This window comes from Escherichia sp. E14S1 (genome assembly GCF_004211995.1).
In the GTDB taxonomy this organism is placed as follows: Bacteria; Pseudomonadota; Gammaproteobacteria; order Enterobacterales; family Enterobacteriaceae; genus Escherichia.
Genome location: NZ_RHJQ01000006.1, coordinates 138,560 through 150,997 on the forward strand (window position 1 = coordinate 138,560; position 12,438 = coordinate 150,997).

At 51.6% G+C, this 12,438-nt stretch carries 15 protein-coding genes; 7 read left to right on the forward strand and 8 right to left on the reverse strand.

What is annotated here, in order from left to right:
- Nucleotides 1-5: 5 nt before the first annotated feature.
- A complete protein-coding gene (gene coaD / locus D9734_RS08215) occupies nucleotides 6-485 on the forward strand; it encodes a pantetheine-phosphate adenylyltransferase (RefSeq protein ID WP_001171866.1) in 480 nt (159 codons plus the stop codon).
- A 38-nt stretch (nucleotides 486-523) separates the two neighbouring features.
- Here coaD and mutM read toward each other — a convergent pair whose 3' ends face one another.
- The 4 genes from mutM to radC form a co-directional block, all read right to left on the reverse strand.
- Nucleotides 524-1,333, reverse strand: coding sequence for a bifunctional DNA-formamidopyrimidine glycosylase/DNA-(apurinic or apyrimidinic site) lyase (gene mutM, locus D9734_RS08220; RefSeq protein WP_130206725.1), 810 nt, complete (start codon nucleotides 1,331-1,333; stop codon nucleotides 524-526).
- Between the two features lie 97 nt (nucleotides 1,334-1,430).
- The gene (gene rpmG, locus D9734_RS08225) at nucleotides 1,431-1,598 is read right to left on the reverse strand and encodes a 50S ribosomal protein L33 (protein ID WP_001051798.1); all 168 of its coding nucleotides are present in this window, start codon (nucleotides 1,596-1,598) and stop codon (nucleotides 1,431-1,433) included.
- A gap of 20 nt (nucleotides 1,599-1,618) precedes the next feature.
- Entirely contained in the window at nucleotides 1,619-1,855 is a 237-nt protein-coding gene (rpmB, locus tag D9734_RS08230; protein ID WP_000091955.1) for a 50S ribosomal protein L28, read from the reverse strand.
- 216 nt (nucleotides 1,856-2,071) lie between these two features.
- Entirely contained in the window at nucleotides 2,072-2,740 is a 669-nt protein-coding gene (gene radC, locus D9734_RS08235; RefSeq protein ID WP_130206727.1) for a DNA repair protein RadC, read from the reverse strand.
- Nucleotides 2,741-2,911: 171 nt separating this feature from the next.
- Between radC and coaBC the strand changes: the two genes are divergently transcribed.
- From coaBC to slmA, 3 genes are all read left to right on the forward strand, one after another.
- A complete protein-coding gene (gene coaBC / locus D9734_RS08240; protein ID WP_130206729.1) occupies nucleotides 2,912-4,132 on the forward strand; it encodes a bifunctional phosphopantothenoylcysteine decarboxylase/phosphopantothenate--cysteine ligase CoaBC in 1,221 nt (406 codons plus the stop codon).
- Entirely contained in the window at nucleotides 4,110-4,568 is a 459-nt protein-coding gene (gene dut, locus D9734_RS08245; protein ID WP_000976070.1) for a dUTP diphosphatase, read from the forward strand. Before coaBC ends, dut begins: the two co-directional genes overlap by 23 nt.
- A 106-nt stretch (nucleotides 4,569-4,674) precedes the next feature.
- On the forward strand, nucleotides 4,675-5,271 hold the full coding sequence (gene slmA / locus D9734_RS08250; protein WP_130206731.1) for a nucleoid occlusion factor SlmA: 597 nt from the start codon (nucleotides 4,675-4,677) through the stop codon (nucleotides 5,269-5,271).
- Nucleotides 5,272-5,316: 45 nt separating this feature from the next.
- Here slmA and D9734_RS08255 read toward each other — a convergent pair whose 3' ends face one another.
- The 3 genes from D9734_RS08255 to rph all read right to left on the reverse strand — a co-directional run bounded on the left by D9734_RS08255 (nucleotide 5,317) and on the right by rph (nucleotide 7,999).
- Nucleotides 5,317-6,279, reverse strand: coding sequence for a reverse transcriptase family protein (locus tag D9734_RS08255; RefSeq protein ID WP_130206733.1), 963 nt, complete (start codon nucleotides 6,277-6,279; stop codon nucleotides 5,317-5,319).
- Between the two features lie 296 nt (nucleotides 6,280-6,575).
- Nucleotides 6,576-7,217 carry an orotate phosphoribosyltransferase gene (gene pyrE, locus D9734_RS08260; RefSeq protein WP_124035007.1) on the reverse strand — a complete coding sequence of 214 codons (642 nt, stop codon included), beginning with the start codon at nucleotides 7,215-7,217 and terminating at the stop codon, nucleotides 6,576-6,578.
- 65 nt (nucleotides 7,218-7,282) lie between these two features.
- Nucleotides 7,283-7,999: a ribonuclease PH gene (gene rph / locus D9734_RS08265; RefSeq protein WP_130206735.1), complete on the reverse strand. Its 717-nt coding sequence runs from the start codon at nucleotides 7,997-7,999 to the stop codon at nucleotides 7,283-7,285.
- A gap of 126 nt (nucleotides 8,000-8,125) precedes the next feature.
- Between rph and D9734_RS08270 the strand changes: the two genes are divergently transcribed.
- Entirely contained in the window at nucleotides 8,126-8,989 is an 864-nt protein-coding gene (locus tag D9734_RS08270; RefSeq protein ID WP_130206737.1) for a YicC/YloC family endoribonuclease, read from the forward strand.
- A 251-nt stretch (nucleotides 8,990-9,240) separates the two neighbouring features.
- Nucleotides 9,241-9,858: a trimeric intracellular cation channel family protein gene (locus D9734_RS08275; RefSeq protein WP_064526048.1), complete on the forward strand. Its 618-nt coding sequence runs from the start codon at nucleotides 9,241-9,243 to the stop codon at nucleotides 9,856-9,858.
- On the opposite strand, the gene ligB is transcribed toward D9734_RS08275, so the two are convergent.
- The gene (gene ligB, locus D9734_RS08280; RefSeq protein ID WP_130206739.1) at nucleotides 9,855-11,540 is read right to left on the reverse strand and encodes an NAD-dependent DNA ligase LigB; all 1,686 of its coding nucleotides are present in this window, start codon (nucleotides 11,538-11,540) and stop codon (nucleotides 9,855-9,857) included. The genes D9734_RS08275 and ligB overlap by 4 nt on opposite strands.
- Nucleotides 11,541-11,797: 257 nt before the next feature.
- Here ligB and gmk point away from each other — a divergent pair, with 257 nt between their 5' ends.
- Nucleotides 11,798-12,421, forward strand: a complete 624-nt coding sequence (gene gmk, locus D9734_RS08285) for a guanylate kinase (protein ID WP_010344504.1) — start codon at nucleotides 11,798-11,800, stop codon at nucleotides 12,419-12,421.
- Nucleotides 12,422-12,438: the final 17 nt, after the last annotated feature.

Consider the following 12,438-nt stretch of genomic DNA (forward strand, 5'->3'; position numbering starts at 1 on the left):
TTGTTATGCAAAAACGGGCGATTTATCCGGGTACTTTCGATCCCATTACCAATGGTCATATCGATATCGTGACGCGCGCCACGCAGATGTTCGATCACGTTATTCTGGCGATTGCCGCCAGCCCCAGTAAAAAACCGATGTTTACTCTGGAAGAGCGTGTGGCGCTGGCACAACAGGCAACTGCGCATCTGGGAAACGTTGAAGTGGTCGGATTTAGCGATTTGATGGCAAACTTCGCCCGCAATCAACACGCTACGGTGCTGATTCGTGGCCTGCGTGCGGTGGCAGATTTTGAATATGAAATGCAGCTGGCGCATATGAATCGCCACTTAATGCCAGAACTGGAAAGTGTGTTTCTGATGCCGTCGAAAGAGTGGTCGTTTATATCTTCATCGTTGGTGAAAGAGGTGGCGCGCCATCAGGGCGATGTCACCCATTTCCTGCCGGAGAATGTCCATCAGGCGCTGATGGCGAAGTTAGCGTAGCGTTTATGCCGGATGGTATGCCATCCGGCAAGCATCAATTATTTCTGGCAGTGCTTGCAATAAAACGTTGCCCGCTGCGCATGTTTAGACGCCACAATCGGCGTACCGCACACCCGACACTGCTCACCTTTTCGCCCGTAAACCTGCAATTCCTGCGCGAAATAGCCCGGTTTACCATCACTTTGCAGAAAATCTTTCAGCGTCGTGCCGCCCTGCTCAATTGAACGCAGCAACACCGCTTTAATCACCCGAGCTAACAATTCACACTCTGCCAGCGACAGTGATGACGCCAGCCGATCCGGATGGATCCCCGCCGCAAACAGAGATTCGCTGGCATAGATATTCCCTACGCCTACCACCAGTTTGTTATCCATCAGCCAGGGCTTAATCGCCGTCTTTTTCTTCGCGCACTTCTGATGCAGGTACTCACCGTTGAAATCGTCGCTAAGCGGCTCCGGTCCAAGATGGACCAGCACGTTGTGCCCTTCCAGCTCTTTGGTCCACAGCCAGGCACCAAAGCGGCGCGGATCGGTGTAGCGCAGCACTTTACCGTTGCTCATCACCAAATCAACATGGTCATGCTTTTCAGGGGGAAGGTCTTCCGTAAGTATGCGCAAACTGCCAGACATGCCCAGATGAATGATAATCCAGCCCTCAGGCAGCTCCAGCAGCAGATATTTAGCACGGCGCTGTACACTTAGCACTGGTTGATCGCTTAAACGGTAGATTTCTTCCGAAACCGGCCAGCGCAAGCGTCCGTTGCGCACCACCGCATGAAGAATGGTTGCACCAACGAGATGCGGTTCTATGCCGCGACGGCTGGTTTCAACTTCGGGTAATTCAGGCATAGCATCTCCAGGAATGAACAGATGCAGTCAATATGGGGGCAGGCAGATAACAAAAAACCCCGCCGTAGCGAGGTTTTTCGTTACATCAAAGCGAAAATTATTTGATTTTCGCTTCTTTGTAGATCACGTGCTGGCGAACAACTGGATCGAATTTTTTCAGTTCCAGTTTTTCCGGCTTAGTACGTTTGTTCTTCGTAGTGGTATAGAAGTGACCAGTACCAGCAGAAGAAACCAGCTTGATTTTCTCACGAATACCTTTAGCCATGATTTATTTCCTCTAAGTACTTAGTACTTTTCGCCACGGGCACGCAGTTCAGCCAGAACTGTATCGATGCCTTTTTTATCGATTACACGCATACCTTTAGCAGATACGCGCAGGGTGACAAAACGCTTCTCGCTCTCAACCCAGAAACGGTGAGAGTGCAGGTTCGGCAGGAAACGGCGTTTAGTCGCGTTCAGTGCGTGGGAACGGTTGTTACCGGTCACCGGACGCTTGCCAGTAACTTGGCAGACTCGGGACATGTCTATTCTCCAAAAATCAAATTAGCTCGAGCTTCGTATGGGGTATTGGCGCCTCGTCAGGCTTTACAGCCCGGTCATCGCAGTTCTATGTGAACTCTCGATTGCCAGGCCCAAATGCCAAACCCGAGATTCTCAAAGGTGGCGTAGTATACGCTGACTCGGCGATGTGCTCAAGTCCCGAACAGACAAAGATCCCGAAGGATCGCGCATAGCGGATTAAATCCAGCCGCGTTCGGCAAAAGAAACATATTCTCCACGCCCAATCACGATATGGTCGAGCACGCGTAAATCCATGAACTGACAACTTTTTATTATCCGTTCGGTAATGAGTTTATCCGCTTTACTGGGTTCAGCACAACCAGAAGGGTGATTATGGGCAAGGATCAGCGCCGAGGCGTTTATTTTTATCGCTTCACGAATAATTTCTCGTGGATGGACTTCCACATAATTTAACGTGCCGGAAAAGAGTCGGCTGTGAGTAAGGACCCGGTGTTGGGAATCGAGAAAGATCACCATAAAGATCTCTCGTTCCTCTCCCGTAAGTTGGCTTTGTAAAAACTCCCTCGTCATCTCTGGGCTGAGCAACGGGCTTTCTTCGCGCATCCGCACGTTGTAGTAACGCCGCGCCAGTTCCGCAACTCCCTTTAACTGGGCGAATTTCGCCACACCAATTCCATGAACGCCACTAAATTGTTCATATTCAGAGGATAACAAGCCGTAAAGCGACCCAAAATTCTCCAGCATCTCTTTCGCCAGGGTTAACACATCCTTACCGCGCGTACCCGTACGCAGAAATAACGCCAGCAGTTCAACATCCGTTAACGCGCCAATGCCCAACTTCAGCATTTTTTCGCGTGGCATCAACAATTCTACATTGCTTTTCACCTTCACCTCCTTTGTGGAGGGCGCATCCTGTCATAGTCGTTTGGTTAAATCGACGGCCAGTTTTCAATCCTGGAAAGCGCCTCGCAAAGTGATTCTCAGGTGAAAGCACGACAACAAAAGTATTGTGATAAAATCGCCAACTTCTGGTGTCCCCCTACAGGAAAAATCATCATGAGCCTGGCCGGTAAAAAAATCGTTCTCGGCGTCAGCGGCGGTATTGCTGCCTATAAAATCCCTGAGCTGGTGCGTCGTTTGCGCGATCGCGGAGCAGACGTCCGCGTAGCCATGACCGAAGCGGCAAAAGCCTTTATCACCCCACTTAGCTTGCAGGCGGTTTCTGGGTATCCCGTTTCCGATAGTCTGCTGGATCCAGCAGCCGAGGCGGCTATGGGTCATATTGAGCTGGGTAAATGGGCTGATTTAGTAATTCTCGCCCCAGCCACCGCTGATTTGATTGCCCGCGTAGCTGCCGGGATGGCGAATGATCTGGTGTCAACGATTTGCCTGGCCACGCCTGCGCCTGTTGCCGTACTGCCAGCCATGAACCAGCAGATGTATCGTGCTGCGGCTACCCAACATAATTTAGAGGTACTTGCCTCACGTGGTTTACTGATCTGGGGGCCAGATAGCGGCAGTCAGGCCTGTGGTGATATCGGCCCTGGGCGAATGCTCGATCCATTAACCATTGTGGATATGGCTGTCGCACATTTTTCGCCCGTCAACGACCTGAAACATCTGAATATTATGATTACCGCCGGCCCGACGCGTGAACCGCTCGATCCCGTGCGTTATATCTCTAATCACAGCTCCGGCAAGATGGGCTTTGCTATCGCCGCAGCCGCTGCCCGTCGCGGAGCGAACGTTACACTGGTTTCCGGACCGGTTTCGCTACCGACACCGCCGTTTGTTAAACGTGTGGATGTGATGACCGCACTGGAGATGGAAGCCGCTGTGAAGGCCTCTGTACAGCAGCAAAATATTTTTATCGGTTGTGCCGCCGTGGCTGATTATCGCGCAGCCGCTGTCGCCAGTGAAAAAATCAAAAAGCAGGCGACTCAGGGGGATGAATTAACAATAAAAATGGTCAAAAACCCTGATATCGTCGCTGGAGTTGCCGCACTAAAAGACCAAAGGCCTTATGTTGTTGGATTTGCGGCCGAAACAAATAATGTGGAAGAATACGCCCGGCAAAAACGTATTCGTAAAAACCTTGATCTGATCTGCGCGAACGATGTTTCCCGGCCAACTCAAGGATTTAACAGCGACAGCAATGCATTACACCTTTTCTGGCAAGACGGAGATAAAGTCTTACCGCTTGAGCGCAAAGAGCTCCTTGGCCAATTATTACTCGACGAGATCGTGACCCGTTATGATGAAAAAAATCGACGTTAAGATTCTGGACCCGCGCGTTGGGAAGGAATTTCCGCTCCCGACTTATGCCACTTCTGGTTCTGCCGGACTTGACCTGCGCGCCTGTCTCGACGACGCCGTAGAACTGGCGCCGGGCGACACCACCCTGGTACCTACCGGGTTGGCGATTCATATTGCCGACCCTTCACTGGCGGCGATGATGCTGCCGCGCTCCGGATTGGGACATAAGCACGGTATCGTGCTCGGCAACCTGGTAGGATTGATCGATTCTGACTATCAGGGCCAGTTGATGATTTCCGTGTGGAACCGTGGCCAGGACAGCTTCACCATTCAACCAGGCGAACGTATCGCGCAGATGATTTTTGTTCCGGTGGTACAGGCCGAATTTAATCTGGTGGAAGATTTTGACGCCACCGACCGCGGTGAAGGCGGCTTTGGTCACTCTGGTCGTCAGTAACACATACGCATCCGAATAACGTCATAACATTGCCGCAAACATTTCGTTTGCGGTCATAGCGTGGGTGCCGCCTGGCAAGTGCTTATTTTCAGGGGTATTTTGTAACATGGCAGAAAAACAAACTGCGAAAAGGAACCGTCGCGAAGAAATACTTCAGTCTCTGGCGCTGATGCTGGAATCCAGCGATGGAAGCCAACGTATCACGACAGCGAAACTGGCCGCCTCCGTCGGCGTTTCCGAAGCGGCTCTGTATCGCCACTTCCCCAGTAAAACCCGCATGTTCGATAGCCTGATTGAGTTTATCGAAGATAGCCTGATTACTCGCATCAATCTGATTCTGAAAGATGAGAAGGACACCACAACGCGCCTACGTCTGATTGTGTTGTTGCTCCTCGGTTTTGGTGAGCGTAATCCTGGCCTGACCCGCATCCTTACAGGGCATGCGCTGATGTTTGAACAAGACCGCCTGCAAGGGCGCATCAACCAACTGTTCGAGCGTATTGAAGCGCAGTTGCGTCAGGTATTGCGTGAAAAGAGAATGCGTGAGGGTGAAGGTTACACCACCGATGAAACGCTGCTGGCAAGCCAGTTGCTGGCATTTTGTGAAGGTATGCTGTCACGCTTTGTCCGCAGCGAGTTTAAATACCGCCCGACGGATGATTTTGACGCCCGCTGGCCACTGATTGCTGCGCAGTTGCAGTAATTCTCCCCTAAACGTTCAGGCAGAAACGTCTGCCTGACGCTTTTCTTACCATGCCACCAACATTCGCTTTACACTTTCCCTCGCCTGTTTAAAGGCCTCATCCTCAGGGTTGATTTGCAATAACCAGTTTATTCTTCCCTGCAAAGCATACAGATACGCCGTTGCCTGTGCGTGGAGATCGCAAGAAGGATCAAGTTCACCACGATGACTAAGATGCGAAATAACGCCATATTTTTGGCACAAATGCACCTCCTGACGCAGCGCCCGGCGCGCTTCACGGGCAAGCTGTGGTTTGTGATTAACAACAATCCCGGTTACCTGCTGGCGCTTACAGGCCGCGACCAGGCAGCTTTTGCGTTGATTGAGGCTCAGGCCCAGCAGCTCCGCTAACAATCCGCACACTTTATTTTTAACCTGGCGGGCATTGAAGTGACCTGAAAAGGTCATGTCATCGCAGTAGCGGGTATAGATAATTCCTCGTGTCTGGCACCATGCCCCAATGCACTCATCAAAACGGCGCATCACAAGATTGGAAATGGCAGGCGAAGTTGGCGCCCCCTGAGGTAACGCGTCGTTATAGCAACAAAGCCAAGTCAGTATGGTTACCACATTGCGTGGCAACTGAGCCTGGCTAAACACACGCCAGACCTGTAACCAGCTAATGCTATCGAAAAAGTTTTCGATATCGAGTTTCAGGATCTGCGACTGTTGGCAGTGAGGCTGCGCGTTGCTGACGATTGGGCAACCTGGCCGGTAGGCGGTAGCAAAAGGGGAAAGCGGAAATCGTGAAAGTACGTTCTTAAGAATGTTGCGCTGTACGGTTTTGAGCAAGTAATCAGGGGCTAGCAGCATCCGCTGACCACCGTGGCGCTTAGAAAGAATAATGCATCGGTAATGGCGTCCGACATGATTACTGAGCGCATACAGCCGCTGTATTTCTTTATCGGCACTCCAGCCCGGCGAGCCGAACAAATCGAGCGCCAGAAGGGTTATCCGGGTAGCATCCATTCCACTCTCCACATCACAGCGGCCAAAAGAGGCGCCAACAGCGGCAATACCATCAAACCATCCCTAAGGCGCGTAACTGTACTGAGCGCGTCAGCGCGACGTACGCGAAGCGTACTTAAGTACAATGAAGCGGCTTTGGGTATATGGACATACTACTGGCGTTAAGTCGGCGACTCGCCGACCCTCCCGGACAAAAGGCCGGAAACGCTATTGCCACTGCTGGCGAAAGCAGATTAACACGATATCTTAAAACGCATCACGCTGCGCACAGCAAAAACCCTGCGCAGCGCATATTTTTAAACGCCAAACTCTTCGCGATAGGCCTTAACCGCCGCCAGATGTTCCGCCATTTCTGGCTTCTCTTCCAGGTAGGCAATCAGGTCTTTCAGGGTGATGATAGAGATCACCTTGCAGTTGTAATCACACTCAACTTCCTGAATCGCCGAAATCTCGCCGCGACCCCGTTCCTGACGATCGAGCGAAATCAGCACGCCAGCAAGCGTCGCGCCATTGGCCTGAATAATTTCCATCGACTCGCGAATCGCCGTCCCGGCGGTGATCACATCATCCACCAGCATCACACGCCCTTGTAACGCGCTACCAACCAGATTGCCGCCTTCACCGTGATCTTTTGCTTCTTTGCGGTTAAAGCAGTACGGCAGGTCCAGGTCATGATGCTCCGCCAGCGCCACGGCGGTTGTGGTGGCAATCGGGATCCCTTTGTAAGCAGGGCCAAACAGCAGATCGAACTCAATGCCGGAATCCACCAATGCTTCAGCGTAAAAACGGCCTAACAGTGCCAGGTCGCGCCCGGTATTAAACAGCCCGGCGTTGAAGAAATAGGGGCTTTTGCGCCCGGATTTCAACGTAAACTCGCCAAACTTTAACACCTGCTTGCTAAGCGCAAATTCAATAAACTGGCGCTGATATGGTTTCATGCCTTCGCTCCTCATCTTACTTTTCTACAGACAAAAAAAAGGCGACTCATCAGTCGCCTTAAAAATCAGTTTTCCAGCGCCGCCTTCTGCGTCGCTACAATGGATTCGATTCCCCCTCGAGCCAAGGCCAACAAGGTGAGTAGCTCTTCGTGGGTGAACGGTTCACCTTCTGCCGTTCCCTGCACTTCAATGATGCGCCCGTCTTCGGTCATCACCACGTTCATGTCCGTTTCAGCCGCTGAGTCTTCAACGTATTCCAGATCGCAAATCGCTTCGCCGTTAACAATACCGACAGAAACCGCGGCTACCATCCCTTTCATTGGATTGGTTTTCAGCTTGCCATTTTCAACCAGTTTATTCAGGGCATCGGCTAGTGCAACACAAGCACCGGTGATAGAAGCAGTGCGGGTGCCGCCATCGGCCTGAAGTACGTCGCAATCCAGCGTAATAGTAAACTCACCGAGGGCTTTCAAATCTACTGCGGCGCGCAATGCACGGGCGATCAGACGCTGGATTTCCATCGTGCGGCCGCCCTGTTTACCCTTCGCCGCTTCACGGGCATTACGGGTATGAGTAGAACGCGGCAGCATACCGTATTCTGCGGTGATCCAGCCCTGGCCCTGACCTTTCAGGAAGCGCGGCACGCCTTCTTCAATAGAGGCGGTACACAGCACTTTGGTATCGCCAAATTCGACCAGCACCGAGCCTTCTGCATGTTTTGTATAGTTACGAGTCAGGGTAACGGGACGCACCTGATTATTGCTACGGCCTGCTGGACGCATATTGAAATCTCCGGCTTGAAACAAATGTGGCTGCGCATTATACGGACTTCCGGCGGTTATTCCTATCCTGACAAGGCATCGATGGCTATAATCCTTCCACCTCTCCTTTTATAAACAGGAACGTCTATGATCCGCAGTATGACCGCCTACGCCCGGCGTGAAATCAAGGGTGAATGGGGGAGCGCAACCTGGGAAATGCGCTCGGTAAACCAGCGTTATCTGGAAACTTACTTTCGTCTGCCGGAGCAGTTCCGTAGCCTTGAACCTGTCGTTCGCGAGCGTATTCGTTCTCGCCTGACGCGCGGTAAAGTGGAATGTACCCTGCGCTATGAGCCAGATGTCAGCGCGCAAGGTGAGCTGATCCTCAACGAAAAACTGGCTAAACAGCTGGTAACTGCTGCGAACTGGGTAAAAATGCAGAGCGACGAAGGGGAAATCAACCCGGTTGATATTCTACGCTGGCCAGGCGTGATGGCAGCTCAGGAGCAGGATCTCGACGCCATTGCTGCTGAAATTCTTGCGGCGTTGGATGGCACCCTGGACGACTTTATCATCGCGCGTGAAACCGAAGGTCAGGCGCTGAAAGCATTGCTCGAGCAGCGTCTGGAAGGCGTCACCGCCGAAGTGGTCAAAGTCCGCGCCCATATGCCGGAAATCCTGCAATGGCAGCGTGAGCGTCTGGTAGCGAAGCTGGAAGACGCCCAGGTGCAACTGGAAAACAACCGTCTGGAGCAGGAGTTGGTTCTGCTGGCACAACGAATTGACGTTGCCGAAGAGCTGGACCGCCTCGAAGCGCATGTTAAAGAGACGTACAACATTCTGAAGAAAAAAGAAGCGGTTGGCCGTCGTCTGGACTTTATGATGCAGGAGTTCAACCGCGAGTCGAACACTCTTGCGTCGAAATCTATCAATGCCGAAGTGACAAACTCCGCCATCGAGCTGAAAGTGTTGATCGAGCAAATGCGCGAGCAGATTCAGAACATCGAGTAAGCGACATATCTCCGTAGGCCGTTGTTAATTACAGCGGCGCTACGCATATAGTTTCGTCCTCATATTTATTTACTCCATACTTTTTCTAATGCATTTTACTTATCACAAAATCAGAAAAATGCATTCCTGCTACAGAAAATAGCAATTTCACATAACTACAAATTATCAATCCATTCTCTCCTTAAAAAATCTCAATCGTGACAATGCACACAAGTCGCTACCCTGCCAGGCAGATTTTTAGGGGGAAAACCATGCTGTTACACATTTTGTATTTGGTTGGCATTACTGCCGAAGCCATGACAGGGGCGCTGGCGGCCGGACGGCGGCGCATGGATACATTTGGCGTAATTATCATTGCGACCGCCACCGCAATTGGCGGAGGGTCAGTGCGCGATATTCTGCTGGGCCACTATCCGCTTGGCTGGGTCAAACACCCGGAGTATGTGATTATCGTCGCCACCGCCGCCGTGTTCACCACTATCGTTGCTCCCGTGATGCCTTACCTGCGTAAAGTCTTTCTGGTGCTCGATGCACTCGGACTGGTGGTTTTTTCTATCATTGGCGCACAGGTCGCGCTGGATATGGGACACGGCCCGATCATTGCCGTTGTCGCGGCTGTGACGACTGGCGTGTTTGGCGGCGTTTTGCGCGATATGTTCTGTAAACGCATCCCTCTGGTATTCCAGAAAGAGCTGTACGCCGGGGTTTCCTTTGCTTCCGCCGTGCTGTATATCGCGCTGCAACACTATGTTTCCAACCATGATGTGGTGATTATTTCCACCCTGGTATTCGGCTTTTTCGCTCGCTTGCTGGCGCTGCGTCTTAAACTGGGATTACCGGTTTTTTATTACAGCCACGAAGGTCACTAAGGCACAAAACCTGTGATCTGCTGGGCAGCCAGCCAGTTGCCCAGCATCTTGATTTGCGCATTATCCTTCCATTCCATAACCTGACTTGCACGACGCAGCCCTGTCCCCGGTAGTTGCTGCCAATACTGTTCGCTTCTCTGCAAAAGTTGCGCCCAGGAGCTGAAGTCGTTGGCATTAAGCGCCGTTTGGGTTAACGGTATTCCCATTGCCATCACCCAGCGAGTAAAAGGCTGCTGACGTGCCAGGTTAAACTGATGCCATAACTGCTCACCTTTACTCTTCGCGATCCCCGGCGTGTGCTGCAATTGCTCTGGCGTTAATGAAAGCCAGGAAAAAATATGCTCAAAGCGATGCGTCTGATGTAGCGAGCGCCAGCCAGATTCACCGATGCCCTCCAGCCCCAAAACCTGTTTTGATCCCAGCCAAACTAATCGCGATATGAATTGTTCCTGACAAACATCAGAAGCAAAGTAGCAGGTCAACGCGTTAAAACGGTTTTCTGGCGGCGTCGGTTTTGTGCGTTCAGCACCGCGCCAGACCACTTCATCAATGCGTGGAATACCCTGACCGGCAAGACTCACAAGGATTTGATCGCCAGGTGCAATGTCCCACTCCTGCCAACGTCTGACGGAACCAATGTTCACCCGCTGGACTTTTTTATCATCCAGCATGACAGGCGCGAGTGACGCCACCACAGAGATTTTTCCGCTCTTACCGACAGCAAACTGTATCGCGTTTACTTCAGTAACCTGGGCCACAGGCTGATATTTCCACGCTATCAGCCAGTCCGCCTGACCCGGTAGCCAATGACGGGATTCGGCTTCCTTAGCCGCTCGCACCACCACGCCATCGGTGACGAAGGGCAATTTCGCTTTCCACCACTCATTACGTGCTCGCTCAACCTCGTCTGCGCTTTTCACCGCAAGGGTATACTTCTGCGTCAAAGTAAAGCCCGCAGTAGCAAGCTGCTGTAATCGCTCGGCCATCAACTGTGGTCCATCCGGCCACGCCCAGATAAACACGCCCAGTGAATGCAGCGTGTCGCTATTGTCCTGGCGCATCAAAATGCCAGCGACCTTTGAACGGGCATTCATTCCTCCCATTTGTTGTTGGATATGCCCCTCACGCTGGAGAAATATCTCACCCTGCAGGGTGCTGTTGGCCAAAGCTCCGCTAACAGATTGCGGTACAGAAGGAACCAAGCGTATTTTCTGCGTCCAGTCCTCACCTTTAAGCCCATTGCCACGACTGATCGCTTTAATCAGTTTTCCATCACGGTAGACCAGTGTTACCGCAACGCCATCAACTTTTGGCTGTACCCAAAGATCGCTGTGCTCATGCATCCACAGACGTAGCGCATTTTTATCCGCTAACTTACGTACCCCCGTATGCGCAACCGGATGGATAACCGTGCCACTCAACGGCGGCGGCATAGCGTCACCCGTTGTCTCTTCGCCAAAACAGCGTTGCCACTGTGCAAGGCGGGCGCTTAACTGATCGTAAACCCCATCTTCCACGTCACTTTTCCCTTTTTTCCAGTAATCATCGTCCCACTGTTTTACTTGCTGTTGTAGGCGGGAGATTTCTTCATGCGCTCTGGCTGGCGACCAGGCCGGACAGACCGCCTTCGCTGATGATTGCCAGCATAAAATACTCATTAACACTGCAATCCATACTTTCATCGTCACCTCCGCTGTAGTCAGGCGGCCAGATATACAACGAGATGAATGCAAAACCGAGGGACAAAAATAAAGTGTGAGATGACGCTTCCAGAGAATCGTTCTTGTTGCAGTAAATGACCGGGAATTGCGGAAACAGGTACGCAAAACGCAACAACTTTGCGCAAAAAGTGTGAGCAAGGGCTACGTCACATGGCCGCGCCGTGTATAATAAGCTCGTATGTAGGCTTTATTTCGCTAATCACATACGAAAGATACTCATGGCTCAAGGCACGCTTTATATTGTTTCAGCCCCCAGTGGCGCGGGTAAATCCAGTCTGATTCAGGCTTTATTAAAAACCCAACCGTTGTACGACACTCAGGTTTCTGTTTCACACACCACGCGCGCACCGCGTCCGGGTGAAGTCCATGGTGAACACTACTTCTTTGTTAATCATGATGAATTTAAAGAGATGATTAGCAGAGATGCATTCCTTGAGCACGCGGAAGTGTTCGGTAATTACTATGGCACTTCACGCGAGGCCATTGAGCAAGTACTGGCGAGCGGCGTGGATGTTTTTCTGGATATTGACTGGCAGGGCGCACAGCAAATTCGCCAGAAAATGCCGCATGCGCGGAGTATCTTTATTTTACCGCCGTCAAAAATTGAGTTAGACCGTCGTTTACGGGGTCGAGGTCAGGACAGCGAAGAGGTCATTGCAAAGCGTATGGCGCAAGCAGTTGCAGAAATGAGCCATTACGCCGAATATGATTATTTAATAGTGAATGATGATTTCGACACCGCTCTGGGTGATCTAAAGACTATCATTCGCGCCGAACGCTTGCGCATGAGCCGCCAAAAGCAGCGTCATGACGCTTTAATCAGCAAATTGTTGGCAGACTGAACCTTCTTTCAGTATCA